This is a genomic window from Prosthecodimorpha hirschii (genome assembly GCF_001305515.1).
Lineage (GTDB): Bacteria > Pseudomonadota > Alphaproteobacteria > Rhizobiales > Ancalomicrobiaceae > Prosthecodimorpha > Prosthecodimorpha hirschii.
Window position 1 is genome coordinate 5,226,436 of record NZ_LJYW01000001.1, and the last position, 21,540, is coordinate 5,247,975.

Genomic DNA, 21,540 nt, shown 5'->3' on the forward strand with positions numbered 1-21,540 from the left:
GTCCGCCGGGTGCCGCATCCCGGCGCTATCGCCCCCTTCGAGTATCCGTATCCTTGACCTTTGCGTCGGTCGAACCTTGCGTCCGATGACAGGACGCCGGCCGTTGCCTGATGCCGGCTTCCTCGATCGCAGGGTCCTTCTCGCCGCCGACAATCCCCCATTCCTTTTTCCGACCGCACACATATCGAGGCCGGGCCGCCGCTGCCTCCAAGGCCCGGTCCCGCCGAGTCCTGCGATCTTCATAGTTCGACGGCATCATTCGACAGCGCCCGACAGATGGCGCCAGACCGGCATGCCGGTTGCTTTTCGATCGGACGCCACCTATTGCCGAACGACGCTCTGGAGATTTCACAACCATGTCGGATCCTATTTATTCGCTTGTCGGGAAGCGCGTCTGGGTGGCCGGGCATCGCGGCATGGTCGGGTCCGCCATCGTGCGCCGGCTCGGCTCGGAGGCCTGCACGGTGCTGACGGTCGATCGGGCGGAAGCCGATCTGCGCGATCAGCGTGCGATCCGGGCCTGGATGGACAAGGAACGGCCGGATGCGGTCTTCCTGGCCGCCGCAAAGGTCGGTGGCATTCTCGCCAACGACACCTATCCGGCCGATTTCCTCTACGACAACCTGATGATCGAGGCGAACATCATCGAGGCCGCGCATCGCGTCGGCGTCGAGAAGCTGCTGTTTCTCGGATCGTCCTGCATCTATCCGAAATTCGCCGCCCAGCCGATCGTCGAGGATGCCTTGCTGACCGGTCCGCTGGAGCCGACCAACGAATGGTACGCGATCGCCAAGATCGCCGGCATCAAGCTCGCCCAGGCCTACCGGCGCCAGCACGGTTGCGATTTCATCTCGGCCATGCCGACCAACCTCTATGGTCCCGGCGATAATTTCGATCTCGCCTCCAGTCACGTCATGCCGGCGCTGATCCGCAAGACGCACGAGGCCAGGCAGCGCGGCGACGCCGAGATCGTCGTCTGGGGCACGGGCACGCCGCGGCGCGAGTTTCTCCATGTCGACGATTGCGCCGATGCCTGCGTGCATCTCATGAAGACCTATTCGGATGCCGGCCACGTCAATGTCGGCTCCGGAACGGATGTGACCATCGCCGAACTGGCCGCGCTGATCGCCCGGGTGGTCGGTTTCGAGGGCGCCGTGCGCTACGACACGACCAAGCCGGACGGCACCCCGCGCAAGCTGATGGATGGCGGCCGCCTCGCCGGGACCGGCTGGCAGGCACGGATCGGCCTGGAGGAGGGCATCCGGTCCGCCTATGCGTGGTTTCTCGCGCGCGGCTGATCAGCGAATCCGATGCTCTCTAATATATTCATGTAACGGATTATAAGGGGCTTGGAAGTAGCATCGCCGCACTCTCGGCTCGATCCCAATGTCGGCAGCCGATGCGATCGGGCATCCCATGGCGTTTCGCTTCATCTCGCTGTTTTCTGTCAAGGCACGCGCCGTCCGCATCGTTGTCTTCTATGCAGGATTTGCAACTCTTTGGATATACGCTTCGGACACGCTTCTGGCCCAGATAGCCGATCCGGCGAGTCTTGCCGAGCTCGCGAAATACAAAGGTCTGTTCTTCGTCGCCGTAACCTCGCTGCTGCTCCACATGGTGCTGCGCAACGTGCCGCTCGAGGCGGCCGCGGGCGAGGAGTCGATCCGGCTTCGGTTGTGGGAGCCTCTGGCGGCCGGCGCCTCGGTCCTTGCCGTCGGCATGATCGCCGTATTGGTCTATCGCGCCGAGGATAGTGCCCTCCGTCAAGGCGTCTTCGACCACTTGGAGGCGACCGCCGAGGCCCGCGGGCAGGCCATTTCCGACTGGCTGGCCAGCCGTCAGCACAGTCTCGAGGCGATCGCCCGATCCGCCTCGGATGCGTCGGCGGAGCCGCTCCACCGCGTGACCATCGACCGGACCATGGAAGCCGCCCGGGACATTTTCGGCTTCGTCGCCATCGCGCTGGTCGATGCCGACGGGCACCTCCTGGCGGGCAGTGCCGATGCCAAGCCGGATACGGTCATGCTGCAACGCATCGCGGCCATGTCCGGGCGGGTCGACGGCCAGGCGCCCCAGGTCACCACCCTGATCGACCTGCATCGCCAGGCCGATGGTCAGACGCATTTCGGAGCGATCGCTCCGGTCCGCGGCCTCCTGGTGCCGCCGCGTCGGGCCGGCGACCCGTCGGGGGCGCCGGCGACGTCCGGCGCGCCCGTGCAGGCCTTCGTGATCGGCGAATGGTTGCCGGATCTGCCGTTCTTCCAGCGCATGGCCGGCGGGGACAGGTCGCGGACGCTCCTGATGCGGACGGTGGACGGTCGCCTGGAGACCCTGTTCGCGCGGAGCCAGGCCTTCCTGCCGGGCGCAGACGAGGAGGCCGGGGAGGATTCCCCGGAAGCGATCTTCGCCGCGACCGGGCATCGGCGGATCGAAGCGCCGGATGGCAGCGGCACGGGCATCCTGGCGGCAGCGGCGCGCTTGCCGGTGCCGGGATGGTTCGTTCTGACCGAGATCGACGAGAACACGGCCCTGGCCGGCCTGCGCCACCTTGCCGTCGCGGCGGCGGTCTGCGTCGCGGTCGCCTTCGGGGCCAGCCTGGCGCTCGGCCTGTTCCTCTGGCAGCGGCAGCGGCTCGGGGTGGTCCTGTCCGACCTTGCCCGCCAGCGCGAGGCGCAGGCGGCGGAGGATCGCTATCGGGTGACCTTCGACCAGGTGCCGGTCGGGATCGTCCAGATCCGGGCGGGCGGCCGGTTCGGCCGCTGCAATCGGGCCTTCTACGAGATCACCGGGATCGATCCGGAGAAGCTGGAGACGGGGACGCCGCTCGACCTGGTGCATCCCGACGAGCGGTCCGCCGTTGCGGCCTCCGTATCGATGCTGTTCTCCGGCGAGCGACAGGTCATGTCGGCCGAACGTCGGCTCCTGCGGCCGGACGGCAGCACGGTGATCGTCGCGATCACGGCGACCAGCGCGCGCGATGCCAAGTCCGGCGAACGGACGGTGATCGCGACCCTCCAGGACATCACGGCGCGCCGCCGGGCCGAGGATGCGTTGCGGGCCAGCCAGGAACGCTTCGATCTGGCGATGCGCGGCGCCAATGACGGCGTCTGGGACTGGAACCTCGTCACCGGTACGATCTACTACTCGCCGCGCTGGAAGGCGATGCTCGGCTATGGCGAGGACGAGATCGAGGACCGGATCGAGAGCCACGACGCCCTGCTGCATCCCGACGACCGTCAGGCCGCGCACGACCAGACGGCCGCGATCTTCGACGGGCGTCGCGATTCCTACGCGTGCGAGTTCCGCATGCGCGCCAAGAACGGCGAATGGCGCCATATCCTGTCGCGCGCCTTCGTGGTGCGCGGCGCCGCCGGCGAGCCGATCCGCATGGTCGGCACGCATGTCGACCTGACCAAGCAGAAGCGCGACGAAGAGGCCCTCCGGCAGGCTGCGGCCGTGTTCTCCAACACGCAGGAAGGCGTGATGATCACCGATCCGAACGGTCGGATCATCGACGTCAATCCGGCCTTCACGGTGATCACGGGCTGGAGCCGGGCGGAAGCCGTCGGCCGCTCGGTCAGCATCCTGAACTCGGGTCTGCAGGACAAGGCCTTCTACGAGGCGCTGTGGTGGGAGATCAACGAGAACGGCCACTGGCAGGGTGAGATCTGGAACCGCCGGCGCAGCGGCGAGGTCTATCCGCAATGGCTGACCATCTCGACCGTGCGCGACGCCCAGGGCCGCCCGGTCCGGCGGATCGGCACCTTCATCGACATCGGCAAGCTGAAGACCTCGGAGGCGCATCTCGCCTTCCTGGCCAATCACGACGTTCTGACCGGCCTGCCCAACCGCGCCACGCTGATGAACGCGATCGGCCAGTCGCTCGGCAATGCCGCCGCCTATCAGTCCGGCGGCGCGGTCCTGTTCTTCGATCTCGACCGGTTCAAGACGGTCAACGACAGTCTCGGTCATGCGGTCGGCGACGAGCTGATCGTGGCGGTCGCCAACCGGCTGAAGGAGGGGCTGCCGATCGGGGCGGTGCTGGCCCGGCTCGGCGGCGACGAATTCGTCGCCGTGATCCACGGCGTCACGGATCGCGATGCCATCGGCGTCCAGGCCGAGCACTGGCGCCGCCAGCTCGACCAACCCTTCACCCTGGCGGGCGGCCGGAGCCTCTACGTCACCGTCAGCATCGGCGTCGCCGTCTTCCCCGGCGACGGCGATCACGCGACCGATCTGCTCCAGCATGCCGATGCCGCGCTCTATGCGGCCAAGGCCGCCGGTGGCGACACCGTGCGCTTCTATACCGGCGATCTGACCGAAGCCGCCTCGGCCCGGCTCGATACGGAAATCGGCCTGCGCCGCGCGATCGACAACGGCGAGTTCGAGCTCTACTACCAGCCTCTGGTCGGGACCGCGGACGGGCGGGTCCGTGGCGTCGAAGCCCTGATCCGGTGGCGCCATCCCGTGCATGGCCTGATGGAGCCCGGACGGTTCCTGGCCATCGCCGACGAGACCGGTCTCGTCCTGCCGATCGGCGAATGGGTGCTGCCGGAGGCCTGCCGGCAATTGCAGGCGTGGCGCGAGGCCGGGGTCGCCCTGGATCTGGTCGCCGTCAACCTGACGCCGCGTGAGTTCAAGCGAAGCGACATCGTCGAGCGCGTGGCGGCGGCCCTTTCGGCGGCCGGCCTGCCGGCCCGCTGCCTGGAACTGGAGATCACCGAAGGCGCGCTGCTCGACCACGGCGAGGGGCTGGACCGTCGCCTGGCCGAACTGAAGGCGCTCGGCGTGCGCCTCGCCATCGACGATTTCGGGACCGGCTATTCCTCGCTCGCCTATCTGAGCCAGCTGCCGATCGACAAGCTGAAGATCGACAAGAGCTTCGTACGCAAGCTGACGGAGGACGATACCTCGCGCGAGATCGTCCGCACGATCGTCGGCCTCGCCCACAATCTCGGCATCGTGGCGCTTGCGGAGGGCGTCGAGACGGCCGCGCAGCTCGACCTGCTGCAGGCCATGGGCTGCGAATATGTCCAGGGCTACTATTTCTCGCGCCCCGTTCCGAACCGCGACATCCCGCTCATGCTCGGAGCCGACACGACCGCGGTCGACCGCGCCCCGCAGGCATCGGCGGAGATTCCGGCGGTACCGGTCGAAATCGCCGGCGGGCCTGCCGAGGCTCGTGGTTGCCAGTCGGCCTCGCTATAGTCGGCGGCGACCGCGACCGGCCGGGAGTGTCCGCGACCATGACGTCTGCTTACGGTTCGAGCCTCGCTCCCCTGGTGCTGGGGATGGTCGTCCTGTTCCCGGTCGCTCTCGTCGGCATGTTCGCCGGCATTTCGAAGCTGCTCGCCGCGATCGGCGGCTGGGGGCGGGTGGCCGAACGCTATCGGGCGCGGGCGCCGGTGTCCGGGCACCGCTTCGCCATGCAATCCGGCCAGATGGGCCTCGTCAACTACCGCAACACCCTGACCATCACGGTGACCCCGGAAGGCCTCCATATCGCCATCCTGCCGCTGTTCCGGATCGGCCATCCGCCGCTCTTCATCCCCTGGACGGCGATGCATAACGGGCGGCGCAAGCGTCTGTTCTGGTGGCAGCTGGTCGCCTTCGACATCGGCGAGCCGAGGCTGGCCACGCTGGCGGTGCCGGCCGCGCTATTCGAGGGGCGTGCGCTCCCGACCTGACCCGGCCCGACCTGACCCGGACCGACCTGGCCCGACCTGACGCGGACCGCCGATCCCGACCGCTGCCGATCGCAGCAGAGTCAAGATTTCGTGAATCGGATCGTGAGAATTTTAATCCAGACGACACCGGTCTCGATTTCGGGAAACGCGCGTTTATTCATAAAGATGCTATTCATATTTTCGCAATATCTTGGGCGTCGTCGAAGTCTAGAATGCGAACCGGTCCATGCTCGTCCTCCTTGTGGTGGCAGTCCTCAGTGGCCTCCTGTCCGGGCTCTTTTGCCGGGTGAACGCCATCGCGCTGCTTTCGCTGGCGGCCCTGGCGCTGCACGCCGTCGCGGCCCTGGTCTGGGGCTGGGCGCCGGGCTCCGCCATTCTGACCGTCCTGGCCGTGCAGTTCGGTTTCGCCACCGCGCTGCTGATCGGCGCCATGGATCTGGTCCGGCCCGTGCCGGCTGCCGACCCCTTGCCGGCCGATTCCGCGCCCGCCGACCCGGCGCGGCCCGAACCGGCGCGCCGGGCGCCGCGCGGCCTTCGCCCTTAAGAGAACCGGTCTCCCGCCGCCCTGCGTCGCGCCGATCGGCAACCCGATCCGCCGGCAGCGGTGCCGTTTCCGTTCCCGGCGCCCGACTGTCACATCGCCATTGTGGAAGATCACTAGCGTGTCCGGCGGTGGCCGAGTCCGGTCCTGCCGTCAGCGGCCGGCCCGGATTGTGCCGCAGGTCGCTGCCGGGGCGGGCTTTGAGTCTTTTGCACGGATTCGTGCCGGTCCCGGTTCTCGAAGCGGCGGGCTTTCGGGGGCGAACGGCGCTTTGCGCATCGCCCCGGGCTGCGCCTTCAGTCGCGGGACATCGGGGATGCAACAGTCGTCCGACGCCTTCCTCCACCTGCTCGCCGATCTCGGGGCGGAAATCGGCGAAGACCTCTCGCCCGATCCGTCCGGCGTCCTGACCCTGGTTCTCGACGACGAGAGCTTCTCGCTCGAAAGTCCCGAAGGGGCGAGCTTCGTCTACCTGCAGGCCGCCATCCGCCGGCTCGGCCCGAACCGCGCGGCCGACCTCGAAGCCGCGATGCGGCTCAATCTGTTCGGGCACCCGCTGTCCAACGCCTGGCTCGCGCTCGACCCGGAGGGCGATGCGTTGCGCCTCTGTTGCGCCCTGCCGATCGACGGGCTGGATACCGCCCGGCTGTCCGGTTTCCTGGAAGCCTTCGCGGCGACCATCAACGTTCTGCGCCACGGCGACACCGTCCCGGTGTCCGGAACGCTCGATACCGAGATCGCGCAGCATTTCGTGCGCATCTGACCGTCACGTCCGAGCGCCGGGGGCCGCCGTGGTCGATACCAATCTCAGCATCAAATCGGGCTTCTCCCTGCGCGCGCTTTTCGGCGGCGGCAAGACCCAGCAAGGGTCGGTCCATGCCTTCAAGCGGGCCAAGACCTCCGACAAGCCGAAAGTTTCCTCGCAGCACCGCTACAAGGGCGACCACGTCCTGACCCGCAAGGGCCATCGCGGCGCCCTCCTGCTCGGTCGCCTCGTCAAGGGCGATCCGGGCGGCGCGATCCAGCGCAAGAAGAGCCAGCTCGGCGGCCAGGGTCAGGGGGGCCAGGTTCAGGGCGGGCAGGTCCAGGGGGGCCAAGTCCAAGGCGGCCAAGTCCAAGGCGGGCAGGTCCAAGGCGGGCAGGCCCCGGCCAAGACCTTTGCCGAGAAGCTCGGCGACCTGCAGAAGGGCACGACGGCGCTTGAGGACGGGTTCCGCACTCTCCTGATGAAGGATGTCCCGCACGAGACCCTGGCGACGCCGAAGGAGCGCCTGGCGCAGGAGACGGCGCTGGTCGGCGACCAACTCAAGCTCAAGGGCGATGCGGCGAAGCAGCAGGCCGTCGTCGGCGATCTGCTGGCGGATCGGCGCACCGCGCTGGCGACGGCGCGCGATCACCTGCATCGGCTGGAGACGACCGACCCGGTCGACGCCGAGGCGGTCCGGCAGGTCAAGGACGACATCGCGACGCTGGAAGGCGCGATCGGCGAACTCCTGAAGCTGCGCGACCGGATCGTCGCGACCCAGATCGGCGCCGAATTCCCGCGTCTGGGGGCGAACCTGGACGGACCGCTGACCAAGGGCGGCGTGATGACCGCGCTATGGTCCCTGCACAATGCCAGCCACGGCATCGGACGGCCGGGCGTCGGCGAGGCCACGGTCCGGCAGATCGGCCGGATGATCGACGAATTCGGCACCGGCCGCGAGCCGGTGCTGACCGATGGCGGCGAGCCTTTCACGCTGGCCGAATTCCGCGACGCGCTGAAAGGATATGGCGAAGCGCTCGGCAACCTGCATGGCCAGGAGGCGTCCGCCAAGGCGCGCGGCGAGATCGACCGGCTGGTCGCGGAGATCGGGACGCGGCTCGATTGCCGCGATGCGGTCGCGAGCTTCGGCCGGATCCTCGACAAGGACCCGAAATTCCCGCTCGGCGGCGCGATGCGCTCGATCGCCTCGGCCCTGCCGAACATCCGCGACAACGGCGACAGCCTCGACCCGGCGCGCCGCGGCAGGGCCGCCGAGGGGCTGTCGACGCTCGCCGGCATGATCCGTGACGGCGAAACCTTCGAGGGTCTGCAGGGCCACGACGCCGATTTCGACCGGGCGTGCCTGCCCTTCGAGCAGGAGCACGGCGCCCGGCAGTCCGTCGCCACGCTCACGGCGCGGCTGGAGCGCGACTACGGGCCGCTGCCGAAGGACATCCTCGACCTGGCGCACAAGAAGGAAGAGGACTTGACGCCGGCCGACCGCGACCGGCTGGTCGACCATTTCAGTCCCCTGCGCCGCGATCTCGCCCACACGCTGGCCGAATGTCGCGCCCTGCGCGAGGCGCCCGCGGAAGGCCGCAAGGCCGCGCAGCTCCGGCACGAACTCGGCGAGGTCAACCGGCGCCTTGCCGACGTGCTCAGCGTCGATCGCCGGCGCTGGTACAAGCCCTGGACCTGGGGGCAGGGCTCGGTGCGTGTCTTCAACGGCGCGCCGTCCAGCATCCGCAAGGACGCGGCCCTGCTGAAGGCGCTGAAATCCTTCGGCAACGAGGCCTCCGGGCGCGACGTGGCCTTCCTGATGGCGCGCATCGCCAATCTGGAGGCGCAGACGCTCAAGGCCGAACACAACGCGCTCGGCCTGCATCCGGGCCTCGATCTCGCCTCGCTCGATCCGCAGCCGGGGTCGCCGCTCGCTCATGTCGGCATCTCCAACGCGGAGCTCCGCTCGATCGGCGTCACGCCGACCGACCTGGCGGAGGTCGAGACGCTCGTCGGGCAGATGAACCGGCAGGGTGTCGGCGGCGTGGACGATGTCCATCAGGTGACGAAGTCGATCAACGACGTCGCCCGCATCGTCCTGAAGAGCGAACTGACCCAGGGCATGATCGATGGCTACCAGGCCGAGAGCAATCGGGCGCTCGGCTCGGAGGTGCTCGACATCCTGGTCGGCGACGCGGATCTGCGCTACCGCAAGGCGCATCTGATGCCGGGTCCGACCGAGCGCACCGGCGGCCGCTCCGGCCTGTCGCTCGACGATCCGACCGTCTCCGGCCACTTCAAGGGCGTCGCGCAGCAGATCCGGCGCGATCTGTCGGGCGGCGACCCGCAGGATCCGGTCTGGACCGGCCTCGCCGACCAGGGCCGCCAGTATCGCGGCCTCGAGGATGCGATCGTCGAGGTCTACCAGGACTATCGCAAGGTCGAGGACCGGATCGAGACGAGCCGCAAGGTGATCGCCGACGCCAATGCCGACGACCAGCGCGGCATCAAGGTCAGCGCCAACGACCCGCGCGGCCTGCGCAGTGCCAAGAGCGTCTTGGCCGCGCTGAAGATCAAGGAGGAGTACGACGCCGCCATTCTCCGCCGCGACCTGCCGGCCGCCCGCGATGCCGAGACGCGGATGAACGGCATCCTCGACGATCTGCGCGGCTACGACACCGGCTCGATGCACCGGTCCGGCTGGACGAAGATGACCGCGCGCCTGCGCGAGCGTCCCGATATCGGCGAACTCGCCAGGCTGAAGGACGTCTGCGAGGCGATCGTCTATATCCGCGAAACCGGCCCGTCCCTGCTCGAAAAGCATGGCGGCGAGATCGAGACCGGCGGCGGCGCGCTCGACGACCTCGTCGCGCAGCGGCGCGAGGCGCATCCCAAGGCCATGGGTCAGGTCACCGACATGGTGCGCGCGGCCGTGCTGTCGGAATGGGCGAATGGCGGGTTCAGCCACGCCAAGTCCGATCTCACCGTCAAGGATGGCGTCTCGGAGACCTTCGATCCCGCCAGCGATCCGGCCCGCACGTCGATCGAGACCCGGCTGAAGGGCTGGGGACTCGATCTCGACACCTTCGCGCCGGAGATCGATTCCGTCCTCTACAGCCGCATGAGCGCATCCGACATGCGCCAATGGTTCCAGGAGGCCAACCTCTCATCGGAGACCGTAGACCGGATCCGGGTCGAGAATCCGGCCTTCTTCTCCAAGGCCGGCATGGTCGACCTGATGAAGTCGATCGGCCACGGCTTCACACCGGACGGGCTCCTCAACCGCAAGGTCATGGACGAGAGAACCAAGTCGAGCCTGATCTCGATGCTGTCGAGCTTCCAGGAGGGCGACAAGCTCGACCTGCGCGCCGGCCAGCGCATCACGCTCGACAGCGGCAAGATCCCGGTCGAGCCGACCGGCCTGGTCGGCATCAAGGCGAAACTGTCCGGCGCCCATATCGGCCAGTTCGAGATCGAGCGCGGCAGCGACGGCTTCAAGCTGCATCTGCGCACGGGCGGCGAGGGGCGCGGCAATCTCGATCTGGTCGTCGGCAAGAAGTTCGACATGGCGCCCGGCGTCGAGTTGACGGCGGAGGGCTCGGTCGGCGTGGAAGGCAGCGTCGGCCGCCTGTCCGGCGTCAGCATCTCCTTCGCCAACAGCCCCGAAGGTTGCCAGGCCATGGTCAATCTCGTCGCCAAGATGGTCGACGGCGGCAAGATCGACCTGTGGGACTGGCAGGACGCGACCGATGTCGGCGGGACCACCGAGGATCGCGGCCGGATCGGTGCGAATGCGCAGGTGACCGGCCGCGCGCAGGTCGGCGGCAAGGGACCGAAACTGTCGGGCGTGCCCGACACGCTCGGCGTCGGCGTGCAGGCCCAGGCGCAGGTCGGGATCTCGACCGGGCGCAAGGATGTCACGACCGAGAGCCAGCGCGAGATCACCCGCAAGGGCGAGGTCGACGTGACGCTGACGGCGGGCGCCAATGTCTCGGTCTATGCGCGGCTCTACAATCCGCTCAACATGGGCACCGGCGCGCTCGCCGGTCTCGGCGGCCAGCAGGGGGCCAACCAGCATTTCGGCATGTCGTCGGGCAGCGACGGGATCAGCGGCACCTCGGACGACAAGCCGCTCTACAACATCACCGACAATGTCCAGAATACCGATCTCGTCGGCCTGGGCGTCTCGACCTCGGTCTCCTACGTGTCGAAATGGAAGCAGGTCTCCAACCCGGACGGGACCTTCAAGAAGGTCGAGAAGGTCCGCCAGGCCAATGTCAGCCAGGGCCTGATCCAGTCTCTCGCCGCCGTCGACACGCCCGAGATGCAGCGCATCCTGACCGCCCCCGGCAACGAGGCGTTCCGCTCCGATTTCCAGGCCTTCATGAAGCTGATGGGGCCGCGCGACTTCATCGCCGTGACCTACAACATCAGGCCGGAACGGCTGGCGGAGGCGAACGAGATGATCGTGCGCGCCAATGCCTCGCGCCGGCAGGGCGACGGCCGGACGGCCGAGCGGCTCGAACGGCAGGCGCGGGCGATCGTCAACGACGACGCCAATTACGTGCCGGCCAAGATCGGCCTGATCACCACCAGCCAGCGCAAGGAGGAGGTCACCAATCTCAATGCGCGCTGGCTGAAATGGGACAGCTTCTCGGACGGCAAGTCCGAGCATACCGGCGTCACCCTGCAGGTGCCGCCGCCGAAGTGAGCGCCGCCGAAGCGAGCGGGGTGCTCAGCCGGCAGGAGCCGCGACGGGGCGCGCGTCCGTGAAGACGAAGCGGCGGTCGAGATTGTATTTCACCCCATATCCGATCGTGAGGCCGAGCACGCCGCCGGCCTCGCGCATGGCATCGGTCTGCCAGGCGAGCCAGAAGGCCGTCTCCAGGCCCCAGAAGATCGCCGTCGTCGCCAGCCCCATCACCGTATAGAGCGTGAACTTGCGCGAGTGTCCGCCGAGGCTGCGGTCCCGGTCGAAGAAGATCCAGTGCTTGTCGAGCCAGTATTTCGTCACCAGTCCCGTGCCGGTGCCGGCGACCAGGGCGAGCGCGTAACCGGCCGGCCCGGCGCCGAAGGCCAGGACGCCGCGCTGGGTGGCCAGGTTGACCAGAGTGGCGAGCACCGCGAAGGCGGCGTAGCGCAGCACCAGGTGACTGAACGACACGGACGATGCTCCCGACTTCCCGCCATCCCGGTCGCCGCCGGGGCTTCGACCTCAGTCCAGCACGAGAAGGTAAAGATCGGATCAGCAAGACCTGACCGCGCCGGGCGGTTCATGGTTACCGGTTCGTCTATCGGCGCGCTCGAATTTACCTTGCGGCGCTATCTCCATATTGAATTGTCTTGCGTATAACGACGACCATGAAATGGGGGCTTGTGCTCATGGTGCGTTATTTTCTGGTTTTCTCGGGTGCTGTTGCTGCCGTCCTGCTGGCGAGCCTGCCCGCGCATGCGATCAATCTCGGCGGCTCGGCCGGGCACTTCAAAAAGGCGCGGCACAGCTTCATCCAGGAGGGCAGCTACGCGGTCGCCCCGATGGGCCATGTCATGTTCTGCCTGGCCAACCCGACCGAGTGCCGCAAGCCGAGCCTGATCCGCGTCACCCGGGTCGACCTGACCGGGCAGCGCCGGGCCGTGCTGGACGAGGTCAACCGCGCGGTCAACCGGGCGATCCTGCCGGTCAACGATCGGTCCGGCCCGGGCATCATCGACCAGTGGTCGCTCGCCCCGGCGAGCGGCGATTGCGAGGATTTCGCCATCACCAAGCGGCACCGGCTGATCCAGGCCGGATGGCCGGCCTCGGCGCTTCGCCTGGCGGTCGGCCGCGTGTCGAACGGCGAGGGCCATGCGGTGCTGGTGGTCAAGACCCGCGACGGCGATCTCGTGCTCGACAACCGATCCGACGCGATCCGGCCCTGGAAGGCGACCGACATCCGGTGGGTGTCGATCCAGTCCGCCGAGGATCCTCGCTTCTGGCGCAGCCTCTGAGCCCGGCGGCGCCGTCTTCGGCCCGCCGAAGGGCGGACATGCCGGCGTCGTCCGGCGGTGATAGGACACTGCCGGGTCCGGCCGGACCGGCCGCGGCGTGCGGCTGCGGCGCCCGACCGTCGCTCGGAGGCTGCATGTCATCGCCCGGCCGTCCCTCGCATTTCGATAGCGCGACCGGCCGCGATCTGACCGGGCCTGAGGCCGGACCGCAGGCCGAGGCGCTCGTCGCCCGCCTGGCCATGGCGGCCGAGATCTATCCGCATTGGCGGATCGAGACCGGACCGGCGGCGGGACGCACCGTCGAGGTCAGCGTCCGCGATCCGCTCGTCGGCGACCCGGTCCGCATCGTGCTCGCGCTGGACGGCGCCGCGATCGCCGTCACCGTGACGGCCGAGGCGTCCGGGTGGGTGCTTCTGGCGGTCGAGCGGGACGGCGCCGAGATCGCGCGGGCCCACGCCGACTGCCCTTATGAGGAAGTCGAACTGCTCCCGCCCGGCCTGGACGATGCGGCCGATCCGCCCGGCCGGATGGGCAAGCGCCTCGACTGGATCGCGCTGTCCGCGGCCGCATGGCCGGTCCTCGGCGCGCTTGCCGGACCGGACGGTTTCGTCGTGGCGGCGGTCGTCGAGGCCTGAGCGGGCAGGGCGAGCCCGCTGTGCGCGCCCCGGGGGACGCCGGACCGGATGCCCGTGGCCGCCGCCGGACGCGCACCCCGGTCAGGGGGCGACCGCCTGCCAGACGGCCGCGATCTCCGCCTCGACGCAGCCGGCGAGCCCGCGCCGGGCCAGACGGGCGGCGTTGCGGTCGCCCGGTCCGGCCAGCTCTGCCAGCAGCGCCGCCGCGACGATCTCCACCGGCCGGCCGAGCCGGGCCGCCAGCGCGGCCACGGCCGGATGCCGGGCGAGCCGGTCGAGTGCGGCAGCCTGTTCGGGCGTCAGGCGCCCGGGCAGGTCCGCGAGATCGGTGATGTCGCGCCAGGGGATCGATGCGGCGACGGCCTTGAGCCCGCGGTCGCTCCGGCGCCCGAACAGCCGGCGCAGCAGCGACGGCGCCGGTGCGGCGGGAGCGCCCCCGTCGCTGGCCCCTCCGAACGGGGCGCTGGCGGGCGCGTCGTGTTTGGGCAGCATGACTTTCGTCGGCGCCATCCGGCTGCGACCCGGCGTTGCCGGCATGGCCATCGACGGGCTGTAGGCCCGCGGCGCCGCGGCCTCGATGCCCATATCGGTCATGAGTTCCATCGCCGGCAGCGCGATCTTGCGCGTCGCCGGCAGGTCCTCGCTGACGGCGCCGGCCTCGTCGACCATGACCAGACTGGTCAGATGCGTGACCAGCCGGTGGCGGAGCGCGAGATCGGTCGCGGCCGGACTGTCGAGGCGGGGCAGGATCAGGCCGGCCGCGAAGGCTGCGGCGGCCTCGTCCGGCACGCCGGTCTCGGGGCCGGGCGGGAAGTCGATCGCGATCGCCAGGCCGTTGCGGGTCAGGGTCAGCCCGTCCCGCAAAGGAGTGCCGGCGGAGGCGGCCGGCGTGACCGGCTGGCGCGCCGCGGCGACGGCGGCGGCGAGCAGGCGACCGGTATCGGCCGCCGCGCCGACGAAGAGATCGCCGCCGGAAAGCGCGGCCAGATGGCCGACATTGGCCTCCAGGCTGTCCTCGCCGATCAGAACCACGCTGAAGCGCCGGCCTGTGCGGGCGAGCGCCTGCACGTCGAGCGCATGGCTCTTGCCGTCGGTGACGATGATCACGGTCCGGCTCTCCGGCCGGCCCGCCACGGCGGCCAGCGCGCTGCCGATCTCGGTGCCGCCCTGCGGGCCGGTCAGACCGCGCAGCGCCGTCTCCAGACTGGCGGCATCGGTGACGGCGCCGACGAAGGCGTGCCGCTCGTCGAAGCGCCAGAGCCGCACTCTGTCGCCCGACCGGAGCCGGCCGACGGCATCCCTGAGACCGGCGATCGCGGTCTCGTGCTTGCTGCGCCCGCCGGCATCGCGCTCGCCCATGGACCCGGATTCGTCGAGCAGCAGATCGCCGTCGAGCCGGCCCTCGGCGACCGGCGCCGGGGCGATCGCCAGCCGCAGCGTCCGGCCGTCGCCGAACGGCGCGACCAGGGCGGTCGGCCGCCAGCCTTCCAGGCGCAGGTCGATCGGCCGGCCGAGCGAGAGTTCGAGCCCGTCCGCACCCGGCGGGCGGCCGTTGACCGTCAGGATGCCGGCATCGGCCGCCGCGTGGACGGTCGCCCGCGCCGGCGCGCCGCCGCCGATCAGGTCGTCGGAATCGGGCAGGGGCGAGCGGCCGTAGAGGTCGCCGACCGTGACCGGGATGCGCAGCACGGCGACCGACCCGTCCGGCGTCAGCCGGTCGGCGGCCGGCCCGAGCGTGGTCAGCGCGACGACCCAGCGGTCCTCGACCGCGACTTCGCCGCCGGGCGGGATGTTGGCGACCGACAGCATATGGATGCCGCGCAGGACCTCTTCGTGCAGGATGGCGGTCCGGCCGCGGTCGATCGCCGTCTCGTAGACCTCGCGGGCCGCGCTGCGGGCCGCCGCTTGGGCGACCAGCCGGCGGCCGTCGATGGTCGCGGTCAGGCCGTAGAGCGTCGCCTGGACCGGCACCGGGAAGGTCAGGGTCGCCTCGATGCTGCCGGCTTCGGCATTGCGGAAGACGCGGCGCGTGGCGATTTCGGCGAGCGCGCCGCGGATGCGGATGTCGTAGCGGGTCGAGATCAGAGGCACCGGCGTGTCGCTGCCGCGGATGTGGGCGCCGGCTTTCCAGCGGCCGAGCGGGTCGGGGCTTGCGAGGATTTCAGTCGTCATCGCGGCGGTCCTTTTCGACGATCGTCCGCACCACCTCGGCCAGGCGCGCCACCAGCCCTTCGGCCGGTTCGCCGCTGCCGATCAGGCGGGGTTCCACCATGAGGGTCAGCCCCGGCGCGACCGGAAACGGAACCGCGCCCCCCTCGTTCAGAAGCACCTTGATGGCCGCGGGCGGCAGGCCGCGGGCGCGCAATTCGCCATAGCGCCGGATCGCGGCGACATGATCGTCGCCGTAGTCGGCCCGCGCCCGGCCGCCACGCGGCGCCGGCACGAAGCCTTCGGCGATCATGTAGCGGATCTGGCGTTCGGCGACCCCGGTCAGGGCGGCGAGCTCGCGGATGTTCACGTCGGTGCTCCTATCGACATAACATTTGTCGAAAGGATCCCAGCTGTCAAATGGTTTCGACAAGAATATTGTCGAATGAATGTCGCCGATCGCGCGCGCCCTTGCCAGCGCGGTGGATTCCTGATCGATGGAGGCAGGGACGAACGGCTTCGATCGAGGGAGAACGCAGGATGACGACCGGCAAGGTGGCGCTGATCACGGCGGGCGGCAGCGGCATGGGCGCGGCGGCGGCGCGGCGGCTGGCTGCGGACGGCTACCGGGTCGCGATCCTGTCGTCTTCGGGCAAGGGCGAGGCGCTTGCGGCCGAACTCGGCGGCATCGGCGTGACCGGGTCGAACCAATCCAACGACGACCTGAAGCGGCTGGTCGACGCCGCCATGGCGGCGTGGGGCCGGATCGACGCGCTTGTCAACAGCGCCGGCCACGGGCCGCGCGGACCGGTGCTGGAGATCAGCGACGCCGACTGGCATCGCGGCATGGACGTCTACCTGATGAACGTCATTCGCCCGGTGCGGCTGGTGGTGCCGATCATGCAGGCGCAGAAGGCCGGCGCCATCGTCAACATCTCGACCGCCTGGGCATTCGAACCGTCGTCGATGTTCCCCACCTCGGCGGTGTTCCGCGCCGGCCTCGCCGCCTACACCAAGCTGGTCGCCGACAGCTATGCGGCCGACAACATCCGCATCAACAACGTCCTGCCCGGTTGGATCGACAGCCTGCCGGCGACCGAGGAGCGTCGCGCCGCCGTGCCGATGCGGCGCTACGGCACCAGCGACGAGATCGCCGCCACGGTGGCGTTCCTGCTGTCCGACGGCGGTGGCTACATCACGGGTCAGAATCTGAAGGTCGACGGCGGTTTGATGCGCTCGCTCTGACGTCGGCGGCTCCGGTCAATCAATCAATGGTAGCAAATTCGCGTCATGCAAACATTCAATGTCAAGTTGAATGTACGCGAACGATCGTCAAGTACAACCTTTGGCCATTGCCAGACTTCGCGCTTTGATTGCATCAATATTCTGCATATGTATCTCTATACTTGAATCGATCGTCTTCTAAAACGATTTGTTAGTTCCTTTGGGCCAGGATGCTCCTCCAACTGGAGCTTTCCCACGGTGCATCCGGTCCCGATCAATGAAGCCGAGCGTTTGGAGATCGTCCGCGATCTCGGGCTCGTTGCTCGCAACTCCGCACCGGCCCTGCAGGCCATCTGCAGACGGGCGCTGCGAGATTTCAAGGTTTCGACGGTCCTCATCACACTGGTTGAGGAGAACGAGGTCGTCGAACTCGCCATGGCTGGCCGGGACTTGCCGATGCTGCCGCGCCAGCAGGCCTTTTGTAGCCATGTGATCGTCGAGGACTCCGCCCTGGTCGTCGCCGACCTACGATCGGATGCCCGATTTGCGCGCAACATCCTGGTCTGCGGTCACGGCCTGCGCTCGATCGCCGCCGCGCCGATCCGCCATAACGGCCAGCACGCGATCGGCGCCTTCTGCCTGCTCGACACCGTGCCGCGCGATTTCACCCGGCGCGAGGTGTCCTACCTGCAGCGCCTCGCGGAGCGGGCCGCGACGGAAATCTGGTTCTGCGACGCCGTGAACCGCCCGAATCTGGTCCTGATCGATTAGCGGTTCGATCGGACCCGATGCTTTCCGGACATCGCGCGAACTGGAACCGCCGCGCCTTCGATCGCCGCTGCCCTGACGGCACGCCGCGGGATCGCGCGTCGGCGGCCCGGCCCGGGATGGGCCGGTGTCGGGCTCGACAAAGGCCGCCGCGTCGCCGCAATCTCTTCCCATATGATGGGCCGGATCGGCTTAGGACTGCCGCCCTTCGGCGGCGGCGGCCGGTCGGCGAAAGGGTACGGCGGCACGGCATGGGTTGGGCGGTTCTGCACCGGGTCCGGAGGCTCTGGACCGTCCTCGTCATGGTTTCGGTGCTGGCGGGGCTGTGGCAGGCCGGGCGCGTGGTGCTGCCGGCCGCGCATGTCGCCTGGACCTGGTGGGCGGCCTCCGAGGATCCCGCCGCGCTCGCACGCCTCGAACTGGCCGAACGGGTCAGCGAGGCGCGGATCGGCCAGGAGATCGACGCGGCCGTGGCGCAGCGCGATCTCGACCTTGCGCAGAGCTTCCTGGCCCTGGCCGAGGCCGAGCGTGTGCCGGTCGCCCCGGCGCGCAAGGCCGCCGTCAAGGCGCTCGAGGATGGGCAGACCTGGGAAAGCACCAAGGCCTTCGCGCGCGGCGCCTTCATCGGCGACGGCGAGGGGCTGTCCGGCATGGCCGGGGCCTTCACGGCCGATGTGGTCGGCATCGGCGACGTGCGCGATCTCGTTCGCGAGGGCTGGCATGCCGCCCGCGGCGAGGCCGTCGACGAAATCCTGGTCGGGCTCTCGGCCGTCGGCCTCGCGGTGACCGGCGCCACCGGGGCCATGGCCGGCACGCCGGCGCCGGTCCGGGCCGGGCTGACGCTGGTCAAGACCGCCCGCAAGGCCGGAAGGCTGTCGGCGCCGCTCGCCGCATCGGTCGGCGGGCTTTTGCGCACCGCGGTCGACATGCCGGGATTGAAGCGGGCCCTGGCCTCGGTCGGCAAGTTCGAACTGTCCGAGGCGCGCTCCGCCGCCCTGGCCGCGGTGCGCACCGAGCGTCTCGCGCCGCTGGCCGCCATGGGCGAGGACGCCGCCAAGCTCTATCGCCGCGCCGGCTACCGCGCCGTCGACGATGTGCTCGCCTCGGCGCGGTCCGGCCCCGAGATCGCGCGCTTCGCCCGCCTGTCCGAGGTCTACGGGACCGGAACCCGGGCGGTCATGAAACTGTGCGGGCGCGGCGCCATCCTGCTCTCCAAGAGCCTCGCCCACATCTTCGGCTGGCTGTTCGCCGCGCTCGGCTGGGTCTGGTCGGTGGCGAGCGCGGCGGCGGCCTTCGGGCGCTGGCTGGCGCGCGTGACGCCGCCGCGACGCCGTCGGCGCGTGCCGGTCGAAGCCTGCGGCGCCGAGCCGGCCCTTCCATGACGGCGCGCCTGATCGTCTGCGTCACCTGCGACCGCATGGCCGATCCCGTTCCGCCGAAGACGCGGGGCGCGGCGCTCGCCGAGGCGGTGGAGGCCCGCGCCGCGGCTCGGGGCGAGGCCCTGGCGGTCACCCGCGTCGATTGTCTCGACGGCTGTCCGCGGCCCTGCAACGCGGCCCTCAAGGCGCGCGGCAAGCCGTTGCGGCGCTTCTCCAATCTCTCTCCCGCCATGGTCGACGCCCTGATCGATGCCGCACGCGCCTACGCGGCCGATCGCGACGGACGCTTGCCGCCGGACCTGGCCGCGCGGCTCGGGCCGCATGCCCGCTGACGGCCGTTCCGGCGGGCGCTGGGGAATTTGGGCAAAGTGTCTCGCGCGGTCATCGGAGGAATTGTATACGAGTGGCAGGCCATGGCATGCGGATTGCTAAACCGCAGAGCCCGCGCCGATCGGATCGGCGCGGCCGAGGCGCGGTTCCGTCCCGGAGGGACGCCGCACAGGGAGACAGAATGAATGCCGAAGGCCGTGCCTGCCAGTTTCGATATCGCGTCGCTCGCGACGGCCTATGCGGAAGGGCTTGACCCGAACGATCTCGTCGCCGCCGTCGAGGCGCGCATCGCCGCGCACAATGATCCGGCCCTGTTCCTGGCGCGGCCGACCGGCGAGGCGCTGGCGGCCCGGGCGGCGGCCTTGGCGGCGATCCCGGCGGCGGCGCGGGCGGGGCTGCCGCTCTTCGGCATCCCCTTCGTGGTCAAGGACAATATCGATGTCGCGGGGCTGCCGACCACGGCCGCCTGTCCGGACTTCGCCTATCTGCCGCAGGCTTCGGCGACGGTCGTCGCCCGGCTGGAGGCGGCCGGTGCGATCATGCTCGGCAAGGTCAACCTCGACCAGTTCGCGACCGGCCTCGTCGGCGTCCGCTCGCCCTACGGCGTGCCGCGCAACGCCTTCGATCCGGTCCTCATCCCGGGCGGCTCGTCATCCGGCTCGGCGACCGCGGTCTCCGCCGGCATCGCGTCCTTCTCGCTCGGCACCGATACGGCCGGGTCCGGCCGCGTGCCGGCCGGCCTCAACAATCTGGTCGGCCTGAAGCCGACGCCGGGCCTGACCTCGACCCACGGCGTCGTGCCGGCCTGCCGGTCGCTCGACTGCGTCTCGATCTTCGGCCTCACCGTCGACGATGCCTGGGCGGTCCTGTCGGTGATGGGCGGCTATGATCCGGCCGACGCCTTCTCGCGGCCGATCCCGATCGGGACGCCCGGCGCGGTGCCGGCGCGGGTGCGGATCGGCATTCCCGGCACGGCGCATCGCCATTTCTTCGGCGACACGGCCGGCGAGGCGGCCTTCGCGGCGGCGCTCGACGGGCTGGCGGCGCGCGGATGGGATCTGATCGAGGTCGATTTCGAGCCGTTCCTGGCCGCCGCGCGCCTGCTCTACGAGGGGCCCTGGGTGGCCGAGCGCTATGCGGCGATCGAGGCCTTCATCACCGCGAAGCCGGACGCGCTGCACCCGGTCACCCGGGCGATCATCGAGCCGGCCCGCGGGCGCAGCGCCGTCGAGGCCTTCAAGGCCGCCTACCGCCTCGCCGACCTGCGCCGGCAGAGCGAAGCCGTCTGGGGCCGCGTCGACGCGCTGGTCATGCCGACCGTCACCCGCGCCTGGACGGTCGCGGAGGTGACGGCCGATCCGATCGCGACCAATTCGGCGCTCGGCACCTACACCAATTTCGTCAATCTGTTCGGGCTCGCGGCACTGGCCGTGCCCGAGCGGTTGCGTTCGGACGGACGCCCGTCCGGCCTGACCTTCGTGGCGCCGGGCGGGCGCGATGCCTGGCTCGCCGCGATCGGTCGGCGGGTCGAGGGCGAGAGCGGTCTGCCGCTCGGCGCGACCGGGCTGCCGAGGCCGCTTCCGGCCTCCCTTGCCCCTATGGCGCCGGAGGGCACGGTGCCGGTGCTGGTGGTCGGGGCGCACATGTCGGGCCTGCCGCTCAACGGCGAACTCGTCAGCCGCGGCGGCAGCTTCGTCGCCGCGGTGCGGACCGAGCGCTCGTACCGGCTGCACGCGCTGGCCGGCGGACCGCCGGAACGGCCGGGGCTGGTCAGGGTCGGCGACGGCGCGGGCTTCGCCATTCCGGGCGAGGTCTGGGCCCTGCCGCCGGAGGGGCTCGGCTCGCTCCTGCCGCTGATCCCCGAGCCGCTGTGCATCGGCACCGTCCGGCTCGAGGACGGCTCGACCGTCAAGGGCTTCCTGTGCGAGCGCGAGGGGCTGGAGGGCGCCCTCGACATTTCCGGCATCGGCGGCTGGCGCGCCCATCTGGCGCGCTGAGCGGTAATTCGGGCGCGGGCCGGCCCGGACGAGCAGGTCCCGGGCGTGGTTCGCCCGGCACCCGGCCCGGCCGGTCCAGCCCGGCCTTCAGGTCGGAG

The 21,540-nt window shown here is 69.8% G+C and carries 16 protein-coding genes; 13 read left to right on the forward strand and 3 right to left on the reverse strand.

Features of this window, described 5'->3' with window-relative positions:
* Positions 1-356: 356 nt before the first annotated feature.
* From fcl to ABB55_RS23040, 6 genes are all read left to right on the forward strand, one after another.
* Positions 357-1,298, forward strand: coding sequence for a GDP-L-fucose synthase (gene fcl / locus ABB55_RS23015; RefSeq protein WP_054360904.1), 942 nt, complete (start codon positions 357-359; stop codon positions 1,296-1,298).
* 118 nt (positions 1,299-1,416) lie between these two features.
* Positions 1,417-5,208 carry a bifunctional diguanylate cyclase/phosphodiesterase gene (locus tag ABB55_RS23020; protein WP_160321297.1) on the forward strand — a complete coding sequence of 1,264 codons (3,792 nt, stop codon included), beginning with the start codon at positions 1,417-1,419 and terminating at the stop codon, positions 5,206-5,208.
* Between the two features lie 38 nt (positions 5,209-5,246).
* Positions 5,247-5,687 carry a hypothetical protein gene (locus ABB55_RS23025; RefSeq protein ID WP_140939817.1) on the forward strand — a complete coding sequence of 147 codons (441 nt, stop codon included), beginning with the start codon at positions 5,247-5,249 and terminating at the stop codon, positions 5,685-5,687.
* 226 nt (positions 5,688-5,913) lie between these two features.
* Positions 5,914-6,231, forward strand: coding sequence for a hypothetical protein (locus tag ABB55_RS23030; protein ID WP_054360907.1), 318 nt, complete (start codon positions 5,914-5,916; stop codon positions 6,229-6,231).
* Positions 6,232-6,544: 313 nt separating this feature from the next.
* On the forward strand, positions 6,545-6,991 hold the full coding sequence (locus ABB55_RS23035; protein ID WP_054360908.1) for a type III secretion system chaperone: 447 nt from the start codon (positions 6,545-6,547) through the stop codon (positions 6,989-6,991).
* Between the two features lie 28 nt (positions 6,992-7,019).
* Positions 7,020-11,684, forward strand: coding sequence for a hypothetical protein (locus ABB55_RS23040; RefSeq protein ID WP_054360909.1), 4,665 nt, complete (start codon positions 7,020-7,022; stop codon positions 11,682-11,684).
* Between the two features lie 24 nt (positions 11,685-11,708).
* On the opposite strand, the gene ABB55_RS23045 is transcribed toward ABB55_RS23040, so the two are convergent.
* Positions 11,709-12,137 carry a GtrA family protein gene (locus ABB55_RS23045; RefSeq protein WP_054360910.1) on the reverse strand — a complete coding sequence of 143 codons (429 nt, stop codon included), beginning with the start codon at positions 12,135-12,137 and terminating at the stop codon, positions 11,709-11,711.
* 218 nt (positions 12,138-12,355) lie between these two features.
* Here ABB55_RS23045 and ABB55_RS23050 point away from each other — a divergent pair, with 218 nt between their 5' ends.
* Positions 12,356-12,961: a transglutaminase-like cysteine peptidase gene (locus ABB55_RS23050; RefSeq protein WP_054360911.1), complete on the forward strand. Its 606-nt coding sequence runs from the start codon at positions 12,356-12,358 to the stop codon at positions 12,959-12,961.
* A 134-nt stretch (positions 12,962-13,095) separates the two neighbouring features.
* A complete protein-coding gene (locus tag ABB55_RS23055; RefSeq protein ID WP_054360912.1) occupies positions 13,096-13,596 on the forward strand; it encodes a hypothetical protein in 501 nt (166 codons plus the stop codon).
* Positions 13,597-13,677: 81 nt separating this feature from the next.
* Here the strand turns inward: ABB55_RS23055 and ABB55_RS23060 are convergent, their stop codons facing one another.
* Positions 13,678-15,768 (reverse strand): VIT domain-containing protein, encoded by a 2,091-nt coding sequence (locus tag ABB55_RS23060; protein WP_054360913.1) that lies wholly within the window; start codon positions 15,766-15,768, stop codon positions 13,678-13,680.
* Positions 15,758-16,114, reverse strand: coding sequence for a helix-turn-helix domain-containing protein (locus ABB55_RS23065; RefSeq protein ID WP_054360914.1), 357 nt, complete (start codon positions 16,112-16,114; stop codon positions 15,758-15,760). The genes ABB55_RS23060 and ABB55_RS23065 overlap by 11 nt, the downstream gene beginning before the upstream one ends.
* 170 nt (positions 16,115-16,284) lie before the next feature.
* On the opposite strand from ABB55_RS23065, the gene ABB55_RS23070 reads away from it, so the two are divergent.
* The 5 genes from ABB55_RS23070 (at position 16,285) to atzF (ending at position 21,442) form a co-directional block, all read left to right on the forward strand.
* A complete protein-coding gene (locus ABB55_RS23070) occupies positions 16,285-16,989 on the forward strand; it encodes an SDR family oxidoreductase (RefSeq protein ID WP_054360915.1) in 705 nt (234 codons plus the stop codon).
* 270 nt (positions 16,990-17,259) lie between these two features.
* Positions 17,260-17,739 (forward strand): GAF domain-containing protein, encoded by a 480-nt coding sequence (locus ABB55_RS23075; protein WP_160321298.1) that lies wholly within the window; start codon positions 17,260-17,262, stop codon positions 17,737-17,739.
* 248 nt (positions 17,740-17,987) lie between these two features.
* Positions 17,988-19,118, forward strand: a complete 1,131-nt coding sequence (locus tag ABB55_RS23080; RefSeq protein WP_054360917.1) for a hypothetical protein — start codon at positions 17,988-17,990, stop codon at positions 19,116-19,118.
* A complete protein-coding gene (locus ABB55_RS23085) occupies positions 19,115-19,447 on the forward strand; it encodes a DUF1636 family protein (RefSeq protein ID WP_054360918.1) in 333 nt (110 codons plus the stop codon). The genes ABB55_RS23080 and ABB55_RS23085 overlap by 4 nt, the downstream gene beginning before the upstream one ends.
* A 183-nt stretch (positions 19,448-19,630) precedes the next feature.
* The gene (atzF, locus tag ABB55_RS23090; protein ID WP_054360919.1) at positions 19,631-21,442 is read left to right on the forward strand and encodes an allophanate hydrolase; all 1,812 of its coding nucleotides are present in this window, start codon (positions 19,631-19,633) and stop codon (positions 21,440-21,442) included.
* Positions 21,443-21,540: the final 98 nt, after the last annotated feature.